Annotated in this window: 25 protein-coding genes; 8 read left to right on the plus strand and 17 right to left on the minus strand. The window is 34.7% G+C overall.

Annotated features, from left to right (window positions below; genetic code table 11):
- Nucleotides 1–127 precede the first annotated feature (127 nt).
- Nucleotides 128–2,587, plus strand: a complete 2,460-nt coding sequence (locus YQ22_RS06480) for a hybrid sensor histidine kinase/response regulator (protein WP_071340529.1) — start codon at nucleotides 128–130, stop codon at nucleotides 2,585–2,587.
- Here YQ22_RS06480 and YQ22_RS06485 read toward each other — a convergent pair.
- The 9 genes from YQ22_RS06485 to YQ22_RS06525 all read right to left on the minus strand — a co-directional run bounded on the left by YQ22_RS06485 (nucleotide 2,562) and on the right by YQ22_RS06525 (nucleotide 9,576).
- On the minus strand, nucleotides 2,562–3,920 hold the full coding sequence (locus tag YQ22_RS06485) for a sigma-54-dependent transcriptional regulator (protein ID WP_071340530.1): 1,359 nt from the start codon (nucleotides 3,918–3,920) through the stop codon (nucleotides 2,562–2,564). The genes YQ22_RS06480 and YQ22_RS06485 overlap by 26 nt on opposite strands.
- Before the next feature lie 174 nt (nucleotides 3,921–4,094).
- Nucleotides 4,095–4,412, minus strand: coding sequence for a hypothetical protein (locus tag YQ22_RS06490; protein ID WP_058104895.1), 318 nt, complete (start codon nucleotides 4,410–4,412; stop codon nucleotides 4,095–4,097).
- 617 nt (nucleotides 4,413–5,029) lie between these two features.
- Nucleotides 5,030–5,332, minus strand: coding sequence for a hypothetical protein (locus YQ22_RS06495; RefSeq protein ID WP_071340531.1), 303 nt, complete (start codon nucleotides 5,330–5,332; stop codon nucleotides 5,030–5,032).
- 152 nt (nucleotides 5,333–5,484) lie between these two features.
- Entirely contained in the window at nucleotides 5,485–5,787 is a 303-nt protein-coding gene (locus tag YQ22_RS06500; RefSeq protein ID WP_071340532.1) for a hypothetical protein, read from the minus strand.
- A gap of 197 nt (nucleotides 5,788–5,984) precedes the next feature.
- Entirely contained in the window at nucleotides 5,985–7,523 is a 1,539-nt protein-coding gene (locus tag YQ22_RS06505) for a DUF4301 family protein (protein ID WP_071340533.1), read from the minus strand.
- On the minus strand, nucleotides 7,520–8,083 hold the full coding sequence (locus YQ22_RS06510; protein ID WP_071340534.1) for an AAA family ATPase: 564 nt from the start codon (nucleotides 8,081–8,083) through the stop codon (nucleotides 7,520–7,522). Before YQ22_RS06510 ends, YQ22_RS06505 begins: the two co-directional genes overlap by 4 nt.
- A complete protein-coding gene (gene pnuC / locus YQ22_RS06515) occupies nucleotides 8,044–8,676 on the minus strand; it encodes a nicotinamide riboside transporter PnuC (RefSeq protein ID WP_071340535.1) in 633 nt (210 codons plus the stop codon). Before pnuC ends, YQ22_RS06510 begins: the two co-directional genes overlap by 40 nt.
- Nucleotides 8,660–8,920 (minus strand): thiamine-binding protein, encoded by a 261-nt coding sequence (locus YQ22_RS06520; protein ID WP_071340536.1) that lies wholly within the window; start codon nucleotides 8,918–8,920, stop codon nucleotides 8,660–8,662. Before YQ22_RS06520 ends, pnuC begins: the two co-directional genes overlap by 17 nt.
- A 17-nt stretch (nucleotides 8,921–8,937) precedes the next feature.
- Nucleotides 8,938–9,576: a 4'-phosphopantetheinyl transferase family protein gene (locus tag YQ22_RS06525; protein WP_058104888.1), complete on the minus strand. Its 639-nt coding sequence runs from the start codon at nucleotides 9,574–9,576 to the stop codon at nucleotides 8,938–8,940.
- 82 nt (nucleotides 9,577–9,658) lie between these two features.
- Here YQ22_RS06525 and ahcY point away from each other — a divergent pair, with 82 nt between their 5' ends.
- Nucleotides 9,659–10,975, plus strand: a complete 1,317-nt coding sequence (gene ahcY, locus YQ22_RS06530; RefSeq protein ID WP_071340537.1) for an adenosylhomocysteinase — start codon at nucleotides 9,659–9,661, stop codon at nucleotides 10,973–10,975.
- 68 nt (nucleotides 10,976–11,043) lie between these two features.
- On the opposite strand, the gene YQ22_RS06535 is transcribed toward ahcY, so the two are convergent.
- Nucleotides 11,044–11,628 (minus strand): DUF3332 domain-containing protein, encoded by a 585-nt coding sequence (locus YQ22_RS06535; RefSeq protein WP_058104886.1) that lies wholly within the window; start codon nucleotides 11,626–11,628, stop codon nucleotides 11,044–11,046.
- Nucleotides 11,629–11,765: 137 nt separating this feature from the next.
- The gene (locus tag YQ22_RS06540; protein WP_071342523.1) at nucleotides 11,766–12,101 is read right to left on the minus strand and encodes a CCC motif membrane protein; all 336 of its coding nucleotides are present in this window, start codon (nucleotides 12,099–12,101) and stop codon (nucleotides 11,766–11,768) included.
- Nucleotides 12,102–12,255: 154 nt separating this feature from the next.
- On the opposite strand from YQ22_RS06540, the gene YQ22_RS06545 reads away from it, so the two are divergent.
- Nucleotides 12,256–12,777 (plus strand): 5' nucleotidase, NT5C type, encoded by a 522-nt coding sequence (locus tag YQ22_RS06545; RefSeq protein WP_071340538.1) that lies wholly within the window; start codon nucleotides 12,256–12,258, stop codon nucleotides 12,775–12,777.
- Between the two features lie 57 nt (nucleotides 12,778–12,834).
- Nucleotides 12,835–14,175, plus strand: a complete 1,341-nt coding sequence (locus YQ22_RS06550) for a hypothetical protein (RefSeq protein WP_071340539.1) — start codon at nucleotides 12,835–12,837, stop codon at nucleotides 14,173–14,175.
- A gap of 64 nt (nucleotides 14,176–14,239) precedes the next feature.
- Here the strand turns inward: YQ22_RS06550 and rpmA are convergent, their stop codons facing one another.
- The 3 genes from rpmA to YQ22_RS06565 form a co-directional block, all read right to left on the minus strand.
- Complete coding sequence (gene rpmA / locus YQ22_RS06555; protein ID WP_013992723.1) at nucleotides 14,240–14,500, minus strand: 50S ribosomal protein L27; 261 nt, start codon at nucleotides 14,498–14,500, stop codon at nucleotides 14,240–14,242.
- Between the two features lie 41 nt (nucleotides 14,501–14,541).
- Nucleotides 14,542–15,219, minus strand: coding sequence for a 50S ribosomal protein L21 (rplU, locus tag YQ22_RS06560; RefSeq protein WP_058104883.1), 678 nt, complete (start codon nucleotides 15,217–15,219; stop codon nucleotides 14,542–14,544).
- 95 nt (nucleotides 15,220–15,314) lie between these two features.
- On the minus strand, nucleotides 15,315–15,770 hold the full coding sequence (locus YQ22_RS06565; RefSeq protein ID WP_071340540.1) for a DUF4199 domain-containing protein: 456 nt from the start codon (nucleotides 15,768–15,770) through the stop codon (nucleotides 15,315–15,317).
- Nucleotides 15,771–15,957: 187 nt separating this feature from the next.
- Here YQ22_RS06565 and YQ22_RS06570 point away from each other — a divergent pair, with 187 nt between their 5' ends.
- On the plus strand, nucleotides 15,958–17,274 hold the full coding sequence (locus YQ22_RS06570; RefSeq protein ID WP_394332430.1) for a M16 family metallopeptidase: 1,317 nt from the start codon (nucleotides 15,958–15,960) through the stop codon (nucleotides 17,272–17,274).
- An 8-nt stretch (nucleotides 17,275–17,282) separates the two neighbouring features.
- Nucleotides 17,283–19,355: a M16 family metallopeptidase gene (locus tag YQ22_RS06575; RefSeq protein ID WP_071340542.1), complete on the plus strand. Its 2,073-nt coding sequence runs from the start codon at nucleotides 17,283–17,285 to the stop codon at nucleotides 19,353–19,355.
- A gap of 69 nt (nucleotides 19,356–19,424) precedes the next feature.
- Here the strand turns inward: YQ22_RS06575 and YQ22_RS06580 are convergent, their stop codons facing one another.
- Both YQ22_RS06580 and YQ22_RS06585 read right to left on the minus strand, forming a co-directional pair.
- Nucleotides 19,425–20,168 carry a head GIN domain-containing protein gene (locus tag YQ22_RS06580; RefSeq protein WP_071340543.1) on the minus strand — a complete coding sequence of 248 codons (744 nt, stop codon included), beginning with the start codon at nucleotides 20,166–20,168 and terminating at the stop codon, nucleotides 19,425–19,427.
- Nucleotides 20,169–20,228: 60 nt separating this feature from the next.
- A complete protein-coding gene (locus YQ22_RS06585; protein WP_071340544.1) occupies nucleotides 20,229–21,128 on the minus strand; it encodes a DMT family transporter in 900 nt (299 codons plus the stop codon).
- Between the two features lie 157 nt (nucleotides 21,129–21,285).
- Between YQ22_RS06585 and YQ22_RS06590 the strand changes: the two genes are divergently transcribed.
- Nucleotides 21,286–21,639 carry a heavy-metal-associated domain-containing protein gene (locus tag YQ22_RS06590; protein WP_071340545.1) on the plus strand — a complete coding sequence of 118 codons (354 nt, stop codon included), beginning with the start codon at nucleotides 21,286–21,288 and terminating at the stop codon, nucleotides 21,637–21,639.
- A 1-nt stretch (nucleotide 21,640) separates the two neighbouring features.
- Complete coding sequence (locus YQ22_RS06595) at nucleotides 21,641–22,066, plus strand: hypothetical protein (RefSeq protein ID WP_071340546.1); 426 nt, start codon at nucleotides 21,641–21,643, stop codon at nucleotides 22,064–22,066.
- A gap of 9 nt (nucleotides 22,067–22,075) precedes the next feature.
- Here the strand turns inward: YQ22_RS06595 and YQ22_RS06600 are convergent, their stop codons facing one another.
- Entirely contained in the window at nucleotides 22,076–23,023 is a 948-nt protein-coding gene (locus YQ22_RS06600) for a pyridoxal-phosphate dependent enzyme (RefSeq protein WP_071340547.1), read from the minus strand.

Raw genomic sequence — 23,023 nt, forward strand, 5'->3', positions numbered from 1 at the left:
TCTCATAAATAAATCTGAAAAAACAACATCTTGTTTAATTAACATCATTTTAGAACTTATTATCCCTGTTTTGTCGTATTTAAATAAAAATTTCAATCTGTCTTTACTATACAATTAGAAATATTACATGGATTCCAAGAAAAACAAGTTCACCCTTAAAATTACTATTAGCTACTTGCTTTTGGTCATACTGGGCATTATTGCATCATACTATATCTATACGGAGGTTCAAGAATACATTGCTACTGAAAACACAACGGAAAAAGACAACAAATTACTTAAAACAAACTCCTTCCTAGCCCAGTTATATGAAGCTGAAAGTCTCTCTAAACTTGCTTTGCAAACCAAAAGTAGAATTAATTTTAGCGCCTATGAGAACAAAATAGACTCCATACGCACCAATATTCAAGAAATAAAAACGCTAACGGACAGTGAATATCAACACAACCTTTTAGACAGCCTTAGCGCACTTTTAGATAAAAAAGTGACAAATATTAATGCCTTAAGAGCCATTAGACTTAAGGACCAAACAGGGACCGCTATAAATTCTGCACTAGCGGAATTTGATAAGTTAGAGGAATCTTTAGGAATTATAAAACCGGAAGGCTTAGCTCCTAATTTAGAAGAACTTTCACCCAAGGCCCAAAGTACCATAAAAAAGGTTGCGGATTATCTTAATGCTAATGTCCCCACAAACGGCAATTCACAGAGCAATACACAGACTATGGACAGTGTTCTACAAGTCTCTAAAAATCTATTGAAAGATGTTAAACAGGAAAATGCCATAAACGAAAACACCTTGGCCCTTAGAGAGACCAATATCAATAAAACCGATCTTGAACTTTCGCAGCAGTTACGTACCATCCTCTCTTCATTTGAGCAAGAGATTATTACGAACAGCATCAACAACTCCATTAAAAAGGAAACCTTGTTAAAAAGAAGTATTCGCCTTGCCGTTATTGCAGCAATACTCGGTTTTCTTGTGGTTGGTATTTTTACATTTATTATAAATAGAGATTTCTGGAAAGCAAATGTATATAGAGAGAAACTTGAAAAAGAGAAGGCCTACTCTGACTCTTTATTAAAAAGTAGGGAACAATTGATTGCAACGGTAAGTCATGATTTACGCACCCCATTAAACACCATAAGCGGTTACACCAATATTATAGAGGAAAATGAACATGGAACCGTTAATAAAAAGCATATTGACCAAATAAAATCCGCTACCACATATGTGAACAATCTGGTAAACGATTTGCTGGATTTTTCTCAATTGGAGGCCGGTAAAATGGTAGTCAAAAAATCTACTTTTAAGGTAAATGACTTAATTTCCGAAACTGCTAATAGTATTGCCGCACAGTATACGGCTAAGGATGTTGATTTAATTCTTCATTTAGATGAGTCTTTAGAACATCCTGTTATTTCAGATGCTTTTCGATTACGTCAAATTATTACAAATTTACTGGGCAATGCCTATAAGTTTACCGATAAAGGCTCTATCACCTTAACGGGCAATATCATTGAAAAACAAAAAACAAAACAACTTTTCCTGAAAATTTCCGATACCGGCATAGGGATATCAAAAGAGAAGCAAAAACTAATCTTTAAAGAATTTACACAGGCAGAAAACGATACCGACAAAAAATACGGCGGCTATGGATTAGGCCTCACCATTACCAAAAAACTTACCGAATTGTTAGGCGGTACAATCTCGCTTGACAGCAATTTAAACAAAGGCAGCACCTTTACACTTAAAATACCTATTGCTTATGGTGAAATATCATCTATTGAAACAAAAACCGCTTTAAAACCGGATAGGTTAAAAATTATTGTTTTTGATGATGATGCTTCGTTTTTGAAACTAATTGGGGAAATGCTAAAGTCAGTCGGAATAGAAGTTTTACTTTTTACCGATTTCAATGCTTTTCAACCCGATTCAGATTTTAAATTCAATATGGTTTTGACCGATATTGAAATGCCTACGGTCTCCGGCTATGACATTGTTGACCAACTTAAATCAGGAACATTTAAACATTATGAAAATCAACCCATTTTGGCAATGACCGGAAGACGAGATCTTACGGTAGATCACTTTATCGAAAAAGGATTTACTGGACTAATCCGAAAACCATTTTCAAAAACCGATCTTTTACAAAAACTAAACAACATGTTTGAAATGGATTTTCAACATACTCATGAAAAACCTTTCATTTCTAGAAATAACAACGAAAACCTTTACAGTTTAGAAACCATTGAACTCTTTTTAGGAAAAGACAAAACCGCTATTGACGAGGTTTTGCTCACATTTAAAAATGATACAGGGAAAAATTTACATGAATTAAAATTGGCGGTAGCCACAAACAATATTACTCAAATAAATAGTACTACACATAGAATGCTACCTATGTTCAGGCAATTGCATGTGAACAAAATTGTACCCACTTTAGAAACTTTTGAAACCCTGAAAAAAAATGATTCAACCCACAAATCAATATCAGAAATATACGCGAAGCTGGAGCAAGAAATAAGCGATGTTATGGAAGCAATTTCACAGGAAATCTCTACAGGTCTAAATCATAATAGTTAATTCTATTATACAGCGTTTTTCTGGTTACTTGTAATAACTTGGCCGCTTTAGACTTGTTGTAATTAGTACGTTTTAAAGCATTAACAATTTGCTCTTTTTCAAAATCTGCTTTAGAGACACTACCTAAGTCCAGTTTTTCCGGCTTTGACTCCATAAGCTCTTCTGGCAAAGTATTCACTTGTATCTCATTGGTGGTAGTCAATAACACTGCACGTTGAATAACATTCTGCAATTCCCTTATATTACCTGGCCAGTGGTATGTATTAAAAACATTCCACACCTCATCTGAAAAATCAAGAATCTGCTTGTTTAATTTTTGGTTGAACTTTTCCAAAAAATGAGATGCTAGTACAGCTAAATCTCCCTGCCTGTCTTTTAAAGCAGGTATTTGAAGGGAAAACTCATTTAACCTATGATATAAATCTTCTCGAAAATTACCTTTTTCCACTGCTGCTTTTAAATCTTCATTGGTGGCCGATAAAATTCTGACATTAACCTCCACTTCACTATTGCTACCGATCCTTTTAATTTTACGCTCTTGTAAAGCTCTTAATAGTTGTATTTGATTCTCATAAGAAAGATTACCTACTTCATCTAAAAACAAGGTTCCCCCATTTGCCGCTTCAAAACTTCCTATTTTATCGGCTATAGCCCCAGTAAAACTTCCTTTCAAATGACCAAAAAATTCACTAGCGGCAAGTTCTTTAGGTATTGCCCCACAATCTAGCGCTATAAACGGTTTTTCTTTACGATTGCTTTTTTGATGAATTGCTTTAGCCGTAACCTCTTTCCCAGTGCCACTCTCACCTATAATTAAAACAGACATATCTGTAGGTGCCACTAAGGCAATATGTTCATCTAATTTTTGCGCAGCTTCACTAAGTAACTCCAAGTCATTAGAAGTTGAAGGCTTATCATCATTTTCTACAGTTGATTTTGAGTCATTTTTTGTTGTAATAGCCGTTTCTTTCGAAATAATTGGTTTAGCGTGTAATGCACCATCAATTACGGCTAACATTTGATCTGGCGTAAATGGTTTTGAAATATAATCATACGCACCCATTTTCATGGCTTTAACTGCGGTAGATACTTCCGCATAACCGGTCATTACTATTACCGGAATACTGTCCTTTAGTTGAGAAACGAGTTTAATGCCATCATAATCCGGTAATCGCAAATCTGTAATTACTAATTGAAAATTTTGCTCTTTGAGTTGCTTTTCACCATCTAACCCGGTCTGACTTACCACAATGTCAAAACCATTTCTTTCCAAAAACCTTTTTAGCATTTGGGCAAAAGAAGTATCGTCTTCTAAAATTAAAATTTTGGACATAGTAAGTTTGGTATTCTAAGTATTTACGTAAAAATACCATAAGCCGACTATTTGTATTTTAAAATTATCATAAAGCTTAATTAATCAATTCAATAGAGCAAAAAAAAAGGAAAGAATAGCACTTAGCTATCCTTTCCTGACCAAACCAACTTGAACAAACAAGTTTCTCTATAATTACATATCTATCCAATTCCCATTTTCATCGGCATATACGGTTCCTTGTGTACCATCTTCAAGAGACAATACCAACTTATACTGTTTCTCACTGTTCGTATATGCTTTATCTAGACTAGCAGTCGGGAAATTTTTAGCTACTGCATCTGATACTGCTTGAGGAACTTCTGCTACCGAAATTTCTTTGAAATCATCGGCCACGACCAACATTTCATTTACTTGATTATGTTGAATTCCGTTTTCTGCTATTAATGCATCTTGTGCGTTCATTGTAAAACCACCTAATGTCATTGCTCCTAATAAAAATAAAGTCTTCATCTTTCTAATATTTAAGTTAATACTACTTTTCAATACTATTAACTAAGAAAAAAGAGTGCCATTATCTGTAAAAAACCAAAAAACACTGACACATAGAGTGTTACATATACTGCACAGATCTTAAAGCTGTGTAAAATTGTACCCAATACTAGTATCTGTATAATTTTTACCCAATAAATAGTCACATTTTCTTGTGACCCAGAACTTATTTGAAAACAAAAAAAAGGAGCTGCAATGCGCAGCCCCCCTCAAACCACCTATCAAACTCTTGTTTTAAAATTTTTAATCAACACCTTAATCAATTCAACAACAACTAATACTGGCAATGCTAATCCGGGGGATTATTTTAAATACAATTATTTGGTGGCACTTTCATAGTTAACGGTTAGTGTTTACGCGAAAGTGATATTATTGCTATTTACTTCTCTAAACATAGTTTCGATATCATCCCTAAAGAAAAAAGTAGAACTGTGCCTAAAACCGAAATAAATACTAATGTGACCATTGTTTCATAATTTGCTTCACTTATTTAGACACAACATTTTCTGGTAGGTCACATTTTTAAATAAAAAAAACCGCTTTTTGCAGTTTTTTTTATTTTGAAAACTTTTTTCAGGTTATTTTTTATTGATCCAATTACCGTATTGGTCTATATAAACGGTTCTTCGGGTACCACTTTTAAGTACCATAATCAATTTAAATTCTCCTCTATCATTTTTATAAGCTCCACCAAGTTTAGACGTTGGGTATTGTTTTAATATTTCTTCAATAACCGGAGGTGTCAACTCACTAGATTTTATTTTTACGTACTCATCTGTATTGATAGCAATTTCTTTTTCTATAAAATTTGAACCTGTCATTGCTGTACTGTTCAATGTTATTCCTAAAGTCAAGAATACTAATAATGCGTAATTCTTCATGCTAATGTTTTAATCGTTAATAACTCTACTTCTATAATTATTTACGGAAGAATCTGACATATGGATTTTCCATTGCCATAATTTAAAGGCGCTAAATTGAAAAAAGCTGCCTAGGCAGCTTTTTATAAACAACTAACTCAAACTTATAATTTCTACATTTCTAACCAGTTACCTTCTTCATCTGCATACAATACTACAGAAGAACCATCTTGAGAAGTAATTTCTAATTTATAGTTATTTTCATCATCAACATATGCTTTATTCAGCATTGCACCTTGATAATCTGATGCTAGGGCATTTACAATTGGTGCCGGTAAATCAGAAGTTGCTATCTCAGTATAATCTTGAATGAAAACATCTTCCATAATACCATCGTGAAATATAATTGGTGTAGCTGCAGTACCTATTGTTAAACTACCTATTGCTAAAGCTGTGGCAAAAACTAATTTTTTCATCTTTCTACGTTTTTAAATTAAACATTCTTGATAGGTATATTAGAATAATTATGCCAACCATGTAACTTAAAGTTTTACAGATGCAAATTATTGATTTACAATGTATTGTGATTTCAACTACACTTTCCTTCCCTGTGTAAAATTGTGCAGAAACAAAAAAAGTGTGTAGAATCTACACACTTTTTTAGCATAGATAATTATGCCTGATGCGAATCTTTTAAAAGATCTACTACACTTTTTACCGGATTGAAAGTCACTAATGGAACTTCTACAAATATGGTGTTCCAAAACGCCATTGCCCCGTTCCATAAACCTGGAAGCTCAAGTGCCTTTAATTCTTTACCGTCTTTGGTCTTACCTGTTATAAAACCTTGTTTTTCATCTACGAACTTCAACAGGTCATATTTCTCACCTTTATAGTTACGCACAGCACAAACCAAATCTACTGGATTAAAATGCGTTGCATTCTTTAAAATATCCGCTTGTTGAGAATTATTCATATCAATTTGAGCAGATTCAATAATCTGTAATGAAACTTCTCCCTTGCTGTTAGTAACCCAAAACGGTCCACCACCAGGTTCACCTTCATTCTTTACCATACCGCAAACACGAATAGGTCTATTTATATTATCTTTTAAAATATTTACTTTATCAGAATTTGATTTTGAATCGAACCCTTCCGAAAAACGAACATTTAAATTTGTTTTTAAGAAGTTTTTGATGTCTTCTATAGTTGCATCATCCGCTTCTCCCTTATCCAATAAGGCAGCAAATTCAAATGCTTTTTCCTGTTCTTTCAACAAAACACCTGCCAATACCTTTTTGCTATCCGCAACGGCCTTTGCATCTTTCATTACGGCTACGTTATCTATATTCTTAATAAAAATAATATCGGCATCTTGCTCATTTAAATTTTGGATCAGAGCACCATGACCACCCGGTCTAAACAAAACAGAACCATCTTCATTTCTAAAAGGTTCATTGTTCATATCTACTGCCAAAGTATCTGTTGATGCTTTTTGAAAAGAGTAATCCACATCATAAGTAACTCCTGTATCTGCAGAAACTTTTGGTCCAGATGCTTTAAATTCATCGCCAAACATTTCTTCGTGTTGTTCAGATATCGTAAAATGTAGTTTTGCTTTTCCGTTAGAACCGGCATAAAGGGCACCTTCTTTTAAATGCTCTTCAAAAGGGGTAGCCGTAGAATTAGCATATTTATGAAACGGCAATAGCCCTTTAGGGTAAAAGCCATAATTTAGTGCGTTATCTCCTAAAAGTTCAGCAACGAACTTGTAAACTTTCTCACCTTCAGACTCAAAAGAAGCGCCTATACTTTCCATTACTTTATCATAAAACGGAAAGCGTTCTAAACCAGCGGAAAATTTCAGTATATCCTTGTCATTTGTTCTTTCCAAATATGCCTGTAATGTTTCATTATTTGGGTCGTAAGCATTTAAAAATGCGAACAAAGCCTTAAACATTCTAGATGCCGCACCAGAAGCGGGTACAAATTTTAAAATATCTAGATCCTTTAATTTTGAGTCGTAAAAAGAAATAAGTTCTTTTTCTTCTTCATCGGAAAATTTAAGAATGCCGTTACCTATAACAGCAGCATTCTCTAAATTGACAAAAGGTATACCTTCTTTAAATGTCTGGATATGACCCAGCATTGTTTCTTTAGAAATTCCTTTACTCTCTAGTTGCTTTTGATCTTTTTCTGTAAGTTCTATCATTGATGTAATAAGGTATCTATATGGTTAATGGCTTTATTTAAACGTTGTTTTTTGTCTCCTTTCAAGGTAATAAAATTTTTACCGTATTTTTCTAAAGTATCTTTAAAATAATTGAACATTTTTTCCCTCTCGTTGGGCTTATCCCTTAGGTCATCTGCTTCCCATGGGATATCTATATACGTCAACAAATAAAGATCATATGTATTCTGCAATGCATATTTTTCTAAAATAGGATCACAATTACCTATGTAATAGGCTTCTGAATATACTTTGGTTTCCAATAAATCTGTATCGCAAATGAGAATATCTGTAGCTTTTTTGGCCAGCTTGTTCTCTAAACGCATTTGCCCTTCGGCAATTGGCAATAAGTCGTGAGGTTCACAAGTTTTACGTTCGTTGTTCCATTTATCTTGTAGATATTCCCTAGCGTATTCCGGTACCCAAACGGTATGGTAATGTCTTGCCAATTGTTCTGACAATGTGGTTTTACCCGTAGATTCCGGACCAAAAAGAACAACTTTTAAGACATCTGAAGGCTCTTGTCTGTATTTTTCTTCCATGCGTTATAGCCGTAAACGGCCAATATTGTAAAAATGAGATATTGAAAACTTGTAAACGTAAATCCCTTGTAAAAATATAATGGTACAGATATAAGATCCCCAATGATCCAATATATCCAATTTTCTACTTTTCTCTTGGCCATCAACCACATACCCACAAAAAATATAGCTGTTGTTATAGTATCAACATAGGCGGTCCAGCTATTCCATTTATCAAAAACCTGATACACGGTAAACACAAAAACTAGTGTACTTATGAATATAATGACCGAAATTCCATTTTCTTTTCTCGTTGTTCTAGTGATTGGTGTATAATGGTCGGCATCAATCTTTCTTGTCCAAATGTACCAACCGTATAAACTCATTATAAAATAGTATGCATTGATCATCATATCACCCAGCAATCCCCATTTTAAAAGGAGATATACAAAGATTGAAGTACTTATCAAGCCTGTAGGATATACTAAAATGTTGTTTTGCTTAGAACATATTACAGATAATAAGCCAAAAATAACGGCTACAATTTCAAGTGTAATATCCAATGTACTATAATCGGCATATTGCCCAAAGAGATAATCAAAAATGGGGCTCATAGTCGCTTCTATCAGATTTAACTATTTTCATGAATAAAAGCCCGCGATCCATAAGTTCAAACGCTGTTTTTATCTCAGTATTCAGCACTTCCATCACTTCATCATAAGAGCCGAATACCTGTGTACTTAAAGGATTTTCAAGTATGGTTAATCCACTAGCCCTTAGTTTTTTAATAAAATCTATAATGTGTTGCTCAAAATCGTCTTGTAAGGGAGAAAAAGTCAACTCTACCGATATGTCCATATAATGTAGCCTAAATATTAATTTTTATTTCTAATGGCATAAACACAGGTGAAATCCTCAAATTCCAAAAACTTGATTCCATAGTCCGAAGATTGCCCGTTAAAAATTATTTGCGCCGTTGTCCGCCCAGCGTTAAATATAAAATCTTGAACGTTGATGTGATGTAAGAAACTTACGCCTCTATGCCCATAAATTTTATATAAAGATTCTTTGGCGCCCCACACTATGGTCAGTTTTCTGATTATTGCTGCTGTATTAGCCAAAGTTCTATACTCTTCAAACGGTGTAAATTTGTGTGCAATTCGCAATATTTTATCGCGCTGCATTTCAATATCTATACCTACTTCTTCGGATTCACTTATTATTATCGCCGTGAAATTATGGGAATGCGTAATAGAGATAAAATTTCCGTCCTTTAAATGTGGTTTCCCATTATCATCATACTCCAGATCGGCATCTACATAATTATACAAAGCCAATAAATGTCTAATGCTTAAAAATGCCTTACGGTGAAGATCAGACTTCATACCATTGAACCTATTTTGGCAATGATCAGTAAGTTCAACTCCTTTCCAAAGATGTTCTTCTGTCTCTTCTACCTTCCATATAGCTACAGAGGTTTCTTTGTTTACTGTTATAGTTTTGTAAAGCGGCATGGGATTCTTAGTGTTATTCGTACCTTTGCACGAATTAAAAATTGCTGTACATAGATTAACGAAAGTATAAAATTATAAAGATATGAGCACGAAAACTATTCCGTATGTGCCTTATAAGGTAAAGGATATTTCCCTTGCCGATTGGGGAAGAAAAGAAATTGAATTGGCAGAAGCTGAAATGCCAGGCCTAATGGCCCTTCGTGAAGAATACAAAGACGAGCAACCTCTAAAAGGGGCACGTATTGCAGGTTGTCTTCATATGACCATACAAACTGCCGTTTTAATTGAAACTTTAACCGCATTGGGTGCAGATGTTACTTGGAGCTCATGTAATATATTCTCTACCCAAGATCAAGCCGCTGCCGCTATTGCTGCCGCAGGTGTACCTGTTTATGCCTGGAAAGGTATGAACGAAGAGGAGTTTGACTGGTGTATTGAGCAAACCTTATTCTTTGGCGAGGACAGAAAACCATTGAATATGATCTTAGATGATGGTGGTGATCTTACCAACATGGTTTTGGATAAGTATCCAGAATTGGCCTCTGATGTTAAGGGACTTTCAGAAGAAACCACTACAGGAGTACACCGTTTATATGAGCGCGTAAAAAATGGTACTTTACCTATGCCCGCTATTAACGTAAACGATTCTGTAACCAAATCTAAATTTGATAACAAATACGGTTGTAGAGAAAGTGCTGTTGATGCTATACGTAGAGCTACGGATACCATGCTTGCAGGCAAGCGCGTTGTTGTAGCCGGTTATGGTGATGTTGGTAAAGGTACCGCTGCTTCTTTTAAGGGTGCCGGTTCTATTGTTACTATTACGGAAATTGATCCTATTTGTGCACTACAGGCCTGTATGGACGGGTTTGAGGTTAAAAAATTGGAAACCGTTATTGGTAATGCAGATATCGTAATTACCACTACTGGAAACAAGGATATTATTAGAGCCGAACATTTTGAAGCTCTAAAGGATAAAGCCATTGTTTGTAACATTGGTCATTTCGACAATGAAATTGATATGGCTTGGTTGAACAAAAACCACGGAAGCACTAAAGATGAAATTAAGCCTCAGGTAGATAAATACACTATTGATGGTAAAGATATTATCATTTTGGCTGAAGGTAGATTGGTAAACCTAGGTTGTGCTACCGGACACCCTAGTTTTGTAATGAGTAATTCATTTACCAACCAAACTTTGGCTCAAATTGAACTTTGGAAGAATAGTGAAAACTACAAGAACGAAGTATATATGTTACCAAAGCATTTAGATGAAAAGGTTGCAAAATTACACTTGTCTCGTTTAGGTGCAGAATTGACCGAATTAAAGAAAGACCAAGCTGATTATATTGGTGTTACGGTTGAAGGTCCTTTTAAACCTGATTACTATAGATACTAAATTATAATCCTGTAAATTAAAAAGGTCTCGATGTTATCGAGACCTTTTTTTATTTTATGCTTTTCTAGTTAGTTGTTTTCTGCCAACATACCTTCCAAATAATAACAATCTGTTTGCTCCTTTAATTGAGCCAAACCTTGTTCTTTAGAACTTAACGGATCAATTTTCACCTCTTTACCGTTTGGCATGTAAACAATGTAAAAACCTTCTTCAAAAGATGATAGTTTTATAATCTCACCATTAGGTCTTACCGCATTCCATGATTTTTCACTTGGCTTATATACCAAATCAATTTTCTTACCTTTTTTAGGTCCATCAACAACAGTTACCTGCATCCTATTTTTAGTAGCGGTCATTTCAAAGGTATTACCGTCTCTTTCTACCATTTGAGTTTCAGACTCTCCTTCTTCCATAGCAATTGGGTTAGATCCGCTCCAAAATTCGATAACATTGAAAATAATGGCATCGCCCAAAAAGAATAGTCCGTAAACAGGAATTATGTTCAACCCCCAAAATACCAGGTTATTTACAAACTTACTATCAGAGACTCCTTGGTTCCAGTCCTTTAAATTATTGAAAGCGCTAAAAGAGCCCAAGCAACTAGAAAATAATAATGTGCCGGCCATAGCAATACAGATAACTGATTTTTTCATGATTTTAATTGTTTAGAATTAGTTGTACAAAATAATCATTAACCCCAAAAATTGTAATCTGATAAAAATCAATTATTAACGGTATCCATTAATATTGAAAAACGGGCATTTTATAACATACTGCTATCGTAACAATATTAATAACCTTGACCACTTTGCATACCCTCATTCCATTTTCTTACGAACTCCTTAGACCATGCATCCCATCCAATTGTGCTCAACGTCCAAATGGTAATACCAATTACTATAATATTTAAAATTATCCCTATAATCGCAATTATTTTACCCCTTTTTATAATACCATAATTGTCATAACCATCAGGATTCATTTTATAAATTCCTTCAGATTTTGAAGCTAAATAATAAGAAATTACTGCGGGTATAATGCCAAACCCGCCAAGACAACAGATAATACAACTAAGAACGGACAACACATAAATGAATGCAGAATTCGGTAATTTTTTACTTTCCATAGAGATATTTAATTGAAATGTTTTCTTAAAGTTATTCATTAAGTTTTAAATCAATCTTATATTTTCCTTAAGATTAAAGTCATAAGCACATACAATTGGGTTATCTCTTTTCTCTTACCTACATTTTCACGTACTTGGTTTAAAATATAGCACTATGATAATATTTGTTGATATGGATGAGGTCATAGCCGATACCTACGGTGCCCATATAGAAATTTACAATACAGAGTTTAAAGGTGAGCTCACTTCAGAAATATGTAAAGGATCAGAGGTATGGCATATGGTGCCAGAAGCACACCAGGACAGTGTTAGAAAGCACGCCACTAGAAGAGGCTTTTTTAGAAATTTAAAGCCGATTGCCGGCAGTCAAGAAATACTTGCACGATTAGCCGATAAGCACGAGGTATATATAGCATCTGCAGCTATGCAATTTCCTAATTCATTAGAAGAAAAAAGTGAATGGCTAGATGAACACTTTCCTTTTATTCCTTGGCAAAATCGCATTTTATGTGGTCATAAGCACATTCTTAAAGGAGATGTTCTCATAGACGACCGTAGTTTTAATTTAGAGAATTTTGAAGGCAGAAGCCTACAATTCACCTCTCCACACAACGTAAATACAAAAGGTTTTGAACGTGTTAATACTTGGTTTGAGATTGGTGAGAAGTTATTGTAACTACTCTAAAATATTTATATTTAAAGTGAATTACCTTGTTCATTACATTCTTACGCTATGGCCCATCCCAAAATTAAGAATACAATAACATTTACAGATCAGTATGGCGAGCATTTAAATTTATCCAAAAGGCAGATTCTTGAAATTGATGAACTCACCTATAAGTGGCTTAAAGATTATACATGGAGTATTGATCCTGATTATGATGAAAAAACAGAACGCTGTCGTTATTATAAGACCATTTACAGAAAATTAAACGTTAAACAAAGAAGTCAATTTAGAGAAATAAAACAAGAGGTAAAAAGTAATTACGAAAAACAAGATTTTGAAAAAAGAAGATTTGAAATCAAACAAAAGGAATACGCTTCTTTAAAATTGAGTGACAATGAATTAGTAGAACTTCAAGAAATACTGCAAAAAATTCAATGGGAAACAAGTGATAAATCTGGTTACAAAGTAGAAGATTATAAAATAAACCATAGACGTAATTTATATTTAAAAATAGCCCATGAAAAATTAAAAACTTTCCTAAACCAAGAACAATTAAAAGAGTTTTACAGGGTAGATCAATTAAATGAAGATTGGATTAAAAAAGGTCAAATAGAATTGATAGTTAATATCAATGAATCTCTTAATTTAACAAACGAGCAAGCCGAGTTAATTTATAATTACAGAGAAAACAAAACCAGTAAAGATTCTAAAGGAGAAATTTTAGGCGAATTTGAAGAATGGGAATTAGAAAAATCTTTTAAAAAATCTATATTAAACGAACAACAATTTAAGAAATATTTAGAATGGCAAGAGCATAATGAAAAGCTTAGAATCTCTTATTTCGATGATGAGAATAAAGGGAAAATTCAAAAAATAAAAGAAATTGAGAGTTATTTAGATTACCTAATCAAACACCACTTGCCTGTTTTATGTAATTGGCGAGAAACTATTGAAAAGGACATTCCTAATAATATTAAGTTAGAACTAGAAATTCTACGGAATACTTATCAAAACGATTTAAAAAAAAGGTTATTGGAGCATTTAAAAGCTCACAAAAGACATACCAGAGATTACGTACCGAAAGGAAAAATTCTTATAAAGCTAGAATTCAAACAACGAGCACTAATACCTTCAGTGTATTGTCTAAATAAAAAACAAAAAACTATTATCAACAATCTTTCAAAAAATTTGATTAAACTAATCGACAATAAACAAATAGAATTAAAGGATTTATATATTAAAAAGCACAATTTTTATATTGACAATTACGAGGAATATGGTGGTACCTACGGAGCTTCTATAAAGGTAATCCGGAACAACGAGCCGAATACTAACATCCAATTGATTAATACCCTACTTCTACATCCACAACTCTCCAAGAATATAGAGTTTGCTGACTCAATTTAAAATTATACCATAAAAAAACCCTCTTCAGTATTGAAGAGGGTTTTTTAAATAAATTGTCTTAAGCTTAAGCTTCAAAAGGCTCAATGGAAACATATGATTTTCCACCTGCTTTCTTTTCAAACTTCACTAGACCATCTACACGTGCGTGTAATGTGTGATCTTTTCCTGCATAAACATTTTCACCAGGATTATGTCTTGTTCCACGCTGTCTAACGATAATGTTACCAGCGATAGCAGCTTGACCACCAAAAATCTTAACTCCTAATCGTTTCGATTCTGATTCTCTACCGTTTTTAGAACTACCTACACCTTTCTTATGTGCCATTGTCTGAGGTTTTAAATATTATTATACTTTGATGACCTAGCTTATTTAGCTACACCACCGTCTAATTCGTCTTGCCATTTCTGTAACTCGTCCCATTTACCGTCAGCAGCTAATTCAGCTTGCTTTGGCCAAGTATCGGTTACGTGATTTCCACGAACGTCAGCAATAATTTCAGAAATTTTAGCTGCGTCTGTTTTTGCTAAATCAGCAAAAGTAGAAATACCTGCATTATTTAAGGTTTCGGCTATTTTTGGACCAATACCTTCAATCTTTTTTAAATCATCACCTTTACCAGAAGCTTTCTTTGCTTTTGGTTTAGATGCTACAGAAACATCAACTGGTGCCGCTTTACCATCTGCCTTCTTAGCTTTTGGTGCTGCTTTCTTAGTTTCTGCTTTCTTAGCTCCTTTAGAAATAATAGACTCGATCACTATCTCGGTAAGAGATTGACGATGTCCATTTTTCTTTTTGTAACCTTTACGTCTTTTCTTATGAAAAACGATTACTTTGTCACCTCTTAGGTGCTTCACGACTTTAGCCTCTACTGCGGCTCCGTCTATAGCCGGGGCGCCGATAGTTACGCTCGAACCATCATCTAAAAGAAGAACGTTATCAAAAGTAACTTTCTTACCTTCTTCTACTTGTAAACGGTGAACGTACACTTTCTGATCTTTTGCAACTTTAAACTGCTGCCCTGCCATCTCTACAATTGCGTACATATTGTTAAATGTATTATTAAACCTGATGGATTTTTTCCATAGGCGGGTGCAAATATAGTTCTAAATCGTGAATTTACAAGCGTTTTTGTAGAATTTTATGCACTCTTTATTTTTGTAGTATTCGAAGTCTTAAACAGTTGCATAAAAGCAAGTGTTAAAACCAGGCTTGTTGTAAAGCCCATAGTGGCTACTACTAAAAAAACAATAGCCTCAAAACTTTTATAGGTATTTGCCCACCTTGTTGATAATTGTTCTAAAAAACCGGGTTGTAGCTCTGTGGAATATATGGCAAAGAAAAGTGTAAATAGCAAGGTTGCTACACCACCGGTGATCAAGCCGGCCATGAAACCGCCCGAGTAATTAAACGTATCTCCCTTTTTTAGTTTATAATATTTTATGGCCTCATAAATGGCAAACCCTGTAATAACTGCATTGAACAGGCTATAAAAAACGTTTACATGAAGACCAAACAGAGACAATACCAAAAAATAAGCGATTAAACTACCACTGGCGGCGATACCAAATCTTATAGGAAGGGCGAAATTGTTCATCTGAATTTTATTTTTGTTTACTCTTTTAAGATAATGAATAAACAATAAATAATTTGAAATAATATGTTAAAGAATACTAAATTTGAAGATTGTTCCTACAAAACAAAAATTATTGTAACAAAATGGTATTTAAATATACCAATGGAACAAAGTATTTAAACACTAACCTAATACAGTTTCAATGAAAATGAAATCACTACTGGTTTCGGCAATGTGCCTTTCCATTTTTGCCGGAATCTCACAAGAGGTCGCTTTTGAAGAGTATGACCTAGACAATGACCTACATGTAATCTTACACCAAGACAACACCGCACCGCTAATTTCCATTTCGGTGCTATACCATGTAGGATCTAAAGATGAAGATCCACAACGTACGGGCTTTGCCCATTTTTTTGAACACCTACTCTTTGAGGGAACCGAGAATATTAAAAAAGGGGAATGGGACAAAATTGTTTCTTCTAACGGTGGCTCAGGAAACGCTACCACTGATGAGGACAGAACCTACTACTACGAAGTATTCCCTTCTAACAATTTAGAATTAGGTCTTTGGCTAGAATCTGAGAGAATGCTGCACCCAGTTATCAATCAAAAAGGGGTGGACACTCAAAATGAAGTAGTTAAAGAAGAAAAGAGGCTTCGTGTCGATAATTCTCCCTATGGTAAATTTATAGAAAATATCAAGAAAAACCTTTTTCAAAATCATCCATATAAAGAAACCGTAATTGGCAAAATGGCAGATTTAGATGCCGCTACTTTAGACGAATTTATTGCTTTTAAGAAAAAGTTTTACTCTCCAAACAATGCCGTATTGGTCATTGCCGGGGATTTTGAGAAAGACAATGCCAAAAAATTGATTTCCGATTATTTCAAGGATATTCCAAAAGGTGCAGAAATCACCAGAAATTTCCCTAAAGAAGACCCTATAACTACCGAAATCAATGCAAAAGCTTATGACTCCAACATTCAGATTCCGGCTTCTATGATTGCGTATAGAACTCCGGGACTCAGAAATAGAGATAGCCAAGTTTTAGAAATGATTTCCACCTACCTCAGCGACGGACCATCATCCAAACTATATAAAAAGATGGTAGACGATGAAAAGCAGGCTTTACAAATTGGTGCCATACCCGTTACTTTAGAAGATTATGGTATGTACATCATTTTTGCGCTACCCGTAGGTGAAACAGGTTTAAACACTCTTAACAACTCTATTGAAGAGGAAGTAGAGAAATTGAGAACTGATTTAATTTCCGAAAACGATTATCAAAAACTACAGAATAAGTTTGAGAACCAGTTTGTAAACAGTAATTCTAGCGTTGAGGGCATTGCAAACTCACTTGCTGAATACTATATGCTCTACGGCGATACTTCTTTGATCAACAAAGAAATAGAAGTTTATAGATCCATAACTAGAGAAGAGATCCAAGAAGTGGCCCAAAAGTATTTGAAACCCAACCAAAGATTGGTACTAGAATATTTACCTGAACAAAATACCGCAAACTAAACACGACCATGAAAAATACATATATATTACTCTTAGCATTGTTCTCCTTTATTGCCATACAGGCACAAGTAGACCGTACAGTAATGCCAACACCAGGACCTGCTCCTGAAGTAAATTTAGGCACACCACAATCCTTTAAACTGAATAACGGTTTAAAAGTACTAGTGGTAGAAAATCATAAACTTCCAAGGGTATCTATTCAATTATCCATTGATAATCCTCCAATTTTAGAAGGTAATAAGGTCGGTATGTCCAGTTTAACCGGCAGTCTTTTGGGACAAGGCACAAAAACCATAACAAAAGAAGCCTTTAACGAAGAAATCGACTTTTTAGGTGCTAGACTTTATTTTAGCTCACAAGGGGCATATGCTCAGTCGCTTTCAAAATACTTTGCAAGAATGATGGAACTTATGGCGGATGCCGCTATTAATCCAAAATTTACGCAGGAGGAATTTGATAAAGAAAAAGACAAACTTATTACCGGACTTAAATCTGAAGAGAAAGTGGTTTCATCTATATCAAGCAGAGCGCAAAGAGCCTTAGCCTATGGTAAAAATCATCCTTATGGGGAATTCACGACAGAGTCAACCGTAAACAATGTTACCCTAGCCGATGTTGAAGATTTTTATCGAGAATACTTTGTTCCCGCCAATGCTTATTTAATTGTAATAGGTGACGTAAATTTTGATGAAGTAAAAACATTGACCGAAACATACTTTACCTCTTGGACCAAAGCGGTACCACCAAGTTTCTCTTACTCTCAACCAAAGAACGTACCAAATACCCAAATCAATTTTATTGATATGCCCAATGCGGTTCAATCTGAAATTACGGTACAAAATATCGTAAATCTTAAAATGAAGGACGATGACTATATCGCCGCACTTTTAGCCAATGAAATATTGGGCGGAGGATCTGATAGCAGGTTGTATTCTAATTTAAGAGAAGACAAGGGTTACACTTACGGTGCCTATTCTTCTATTGGGAACGACAAATATGGCCCGTCTAGATTTAGGGCATCTGCAGAAGTTAGAAATATGGTAACCGATAGTTCCGTAGTTGAAATGTTAAAAGAGCTTGAGCTTATAACTTCTAAACCTGTTACAGATGAGGAATTAAAAAACACCAAAGCTTTATATGCCGGCAGTTTTATTATGGCTCTTGAAGACCCAGAGACTATTGCCAGATACGCCCTGAACGTTGAAAAGGAAAATCTACCAAAAGATTTCTACAAGACTTTTTTAGAAAAATTGGAAAAGATCAGCAAAGAAGAAGTTGAGGCTGCCGCAAAAAAATACTTTAATGTTGATAACGCCCGTGTAATTGTTGTTGGCAAAGGAAGTGAGATTCTAAGCAACCTTCAGAAGGTACAATTTAAAGGTAAAAAATTGCCTGTACTTGCTTATTCAAAAACTGTAGATCGCGTTGAAACACCCAACTATGAAGTTACCGTACCGGAAGGTGTATCTGCACAATCCATCATTGAAAAGTATGTAGCAGCTGTTGGCGGAAAAGACAAACTTGAAAGCGTAAAAACATTCGCCATGATGGCCGAAGCTGAAATGCAGGGCATGAAGCTTAACCTAAACATCAAAAAAACATCTAATTACCAATTGATGCAAGATGTACAAATGATGGGGAATTCAGTTAGCAAGCAAGTTCTTAATGGTGATAGCGGTTATACGGTTGTACAAGGTCAACGTAAAGATCTTGGCGAAGAAGAAATTGTTACTTTCAAAGGAGAATCTACCCCGATATCCGAACTTCGGTACCTAAAGGCTAAATCACTTTCTTTAGAAGGAATGGAAATGGTAGGCGATAAAAATGCCTATAAAGTTACGATCAACGAAAAGAAATCTGCTTTCTATGATGTGGAAACTGGATTGAAACTTCAAGAGATCACCACAAATGAAATGCAAGGACAACAAATCTCAAGCATCACTAATTTTGAGGATTATAAAGAGGTGTCTGGCATTATGTTCCCTTTCAAAATTATACAGACCGTGGGTCCTCAGTCATTTGAATTCATAGTTTCTGAAATCAAGATCAACGATGGCGTTTCTCCATCCGATTTTGAATAACATAGAGCATACCATCACTAAAAAAACCCGCTAAAAAGCGGGTTTTTTGTTTTAAACAATTACTTTCTTCTAACCTATCTTTCTAATTCTGGCTTCGCCAAATATTAAGCCCTTGTCCACATCTGGGTTACCGGTATAATTTACATTTGTTTCTCCATAGCAAGTTACCTTCAACCTATCTACTACGTTCACTCTAAAATTGCTTTCTCCGTAAGCAGTAATTTTAGTTTCATCGGCAATCATACTTTCGGTATTTACCTCACTTTCACCATAAGCCCTAAAAACCTGACGAGCTACACTACCTCCGCCAATTTCCAAATAACTACTACCATAAATTGCCACGGTTAATTCGTCTATAGAAACCTCATCAAAATAAACTTTTGCCTCACCATACAAGGACATTTTAAAATCATCTGCATTAAAAAGATTTTTACACCTTACGATCTCTTCTCCCCTTACAGAAAGATTTTCCAATTTTCTATATGTGACGGTAATAGTAGCCATGGTACCATTGTACAAAGGTTTACTACCGCGCCAGTTATCATTTGAAATACGTTCAGATTTTGTAACCACTTTAGCTCCTTCCAAATACAGTCTTAAGGTTCTTCCTTCCACTTCAACATTTATCTTTTCTAAAGGAACTTTTGCATTATCAACAACCACATTTTCCTCTTCACCCTCTACAAGATTCAATTCAATGTGCGGACTTACAATTAGTTTATCAAATGACTTTACGTTGAACGTTTTTTCTTGAGAATGAATATTACCGATCGCAAAAGTGACCGCCAATATGACAAATACTATTTTTTTCATGATCTTCAGTTTTTTGATTAGTTCAATTCAAAGACAACCATATGACGATATTGTTACAGTTCACGTAGTTATTTTTGCCGAACTAACTTTTTTTCTATTCACTAACCATACCCCAAATAAGATAATAATACCTCCCAACAATTGAAGTATACTAATATTCTCTCCATCCAAAAAACCCCATAAAACAGCCACTAAGGGAATTAAGTAGGTTACCGATGCCGCAAATACCGGACTAGATAGCTTTATTAATTTATTGAACAGAATATTTGCCAAAGCGGTACCTAAAAATGCCAGTGCCATTACATACCACACCGCTTCATTCATAGCACCGTCGTTACCGGCAAACAGTCTAAATACTCCAGAATATATAAGAATGATCAAAGCAGGAAAAAACGCAACACCAAAACTTGCCGTGGTAACCGCCAACGGACTCAAATGAGACAAATATTTCTTAATAATATTAATATTGAATGCGTACCCTAATGCAGAAAATATAATAAAGAAGGCATACCAATAATTTTGATCCGTATTATTTTCCATACCGGCAGCTATTAATACCACAGTACCAAAAAGACCAATGAGAACACCAATCACCTGTCTTCCTTTTAACGCTAAACCAAAAAGAGCAATACCTACCATTGTTGTAAACAAAGGTGCTACCGAGTTTAAAATTGAGGTGATGCCGCTACTGATTTCCGTTTGTGCAAGTGCAAAGAAAAAAGGTGGAAAAAACGAACTACAGAGCCCTGCTATAACAACCCATTTCCAATCTGTTTTAGATAAGGTTTTCAATGATCTATATCCCAGCACAAACAAAAGCAATGATGCAAAAACAATGCGCAACCCACCTACCTGTAATGGCGTATAACCTACTAATGATCTTTTAATAAGAATAAAGGATGAACCCCAAATAAATGACAGAATTATTAGGTAAATCCATTTTTGATCTATATTCTTCAATTGTTTAGATTTAGAACAAAAGTGAGGTTTTTTCCAAAAAAATCATCTGGTTAGCTATTTATTTTTACAAATGATTTTTAAATGGATTTTACATAATTGGTATCTTTACGCTATAACTGAATTTACTTCACAGTAGTATTCATTAAATCTTAGCATCATGAGAATAAAAATATTGGCTCTATTCATAAGTGTTTTCACCTTGACCACAACAGTTTCATTGGCACAAGAAAACCCTGCGAGCATTATTAAATTAGAAAACAGAATAACTAAGTCTGTAGAAATTGGTATAGACGGTATGGCTTGCCAAGAAGGTTGTGCAGATAAAATAGCATCTAACCTTAAAGAGAAAGATGGCGTAATTTCCGCTGATATCAGTTTTAACAATAAAAATGGAAATATCGTTTTTGACCCTTCTTTAATATCAATTGAAGAAGTAAAATCAATTATTACCGGTACAAAAGTTAAAAACTATGAATACACTATAACTTCTGTTACCCCACAAGAAAACTAAAATGAAAAATATTCTTTACATAGCTACCATAGCCATCTTTATATCTTTTACCTCCTGCAAGGAATCCAAAAAGACGGAAACAGAAACTTCAAAAATGTCCGAAGTAATGGCCATTCATGACGAGGTGATGCCCAAAATGGGAACTTTAGGAAAACTTGTTGGTCAACTAAAGCCAATGGCAGATTCCTTAGGTGTGGAGTCAGTTGAATTCAAGGCAATGAAAGATTTACAAGAAGCTAATAGATCTATGATGGATTGGATGCAAGGTTTTGGAGACCGCTTTGATGCCGATGAAATTTTGAACGGAAAAGATCTAACCGATGAAAAGAAAAAATGGCTTTTAGAAGAGGAAGAAAAAGTAAAGCAAGTAAAAGAGAATATCAATTCCAGTATTGCAAATGCTGAAAAAATTCTAAGTAAAAAATAAACTTAGTGCTTAAAAGGGTAATTTAGAAAGATCTACATTTCCTCCAGAAATGATAATACCTATTTTCTTGTTCTGAAAAATTTCCGGTTGTTGCATTGATTGTTTCACAACCGCAGCTACCGTAACGGCACTAGAGGGTTCTATGATAATTTTCATACGTTCCCAGACCAATTTCATAGCGGTTACAATTTCATCTTCAGTAATTCTAACAATACCGCTAACGAGCTCTTTTATTATCGGGAAATTCTTATCTCCCAACATCGTTTTTAATCCGTCCGCAATGGTATTGGTAGTTTCGTTACTCTCAATTTTGCCACTTTGTAATGAACGGTAGGCATCATCTGCCTCAAATGGTTCCGCTCCAAAGACTTTACAGTTATTACCAAAATGTTTTACCGCCAAAGCAGAACCCGCAATAAGACCACCGCCACCTACCGGACAAAATATATAATCTAAATCGGGTTGTTTTTCCAGTAACTCCAATGCAGCGGTACCTTGACCTAAAATAACATTATTATCGTTGGACGGATGCACGAAAGTTGCTCCCATTTTTAATCCTATTTCATCTGCCAAAGCCTGTCTTGCTTCTACTGTGGGCTCACATTCATAGATTTTACCACCATACTCCCTAACCCCAACCTTTTTTACTTCTGGAGCCGTATTGGGCATTACAATATGGGCAGTAACACCAACACTCTGGGCTGCAAGAGATAAAGCCTGGGCAAAATTACCTGATGAATGGGTTACCACTCCGCTTTTCTTTTGTTCTTCGGATAACTGTAGAATAGCATTAGTAGCGCCTCGCATTTTATAAGCCCCAGCTCTTTGAAAATTTTCACATTTAAAAAACACTTGGGCATTAACTTCCTTATCAATTAATCTAGATGTTAATACGGATGTATTGTGAACAAACGGAGTAATTCTTTTATGGCAATCTAAAAGGTCTTGGCTGGTCAT

It is taken from the genome of Maribacter sp. 1_2014MBL_MicDiv, assembly GCF_001865655.1.
Lineage (GTDB): Bacteria > Bacteroidota > Bacteroidia > Flavobacteriales > Flavobacteriaceae > Maribacter > Maribacter dokdonensis.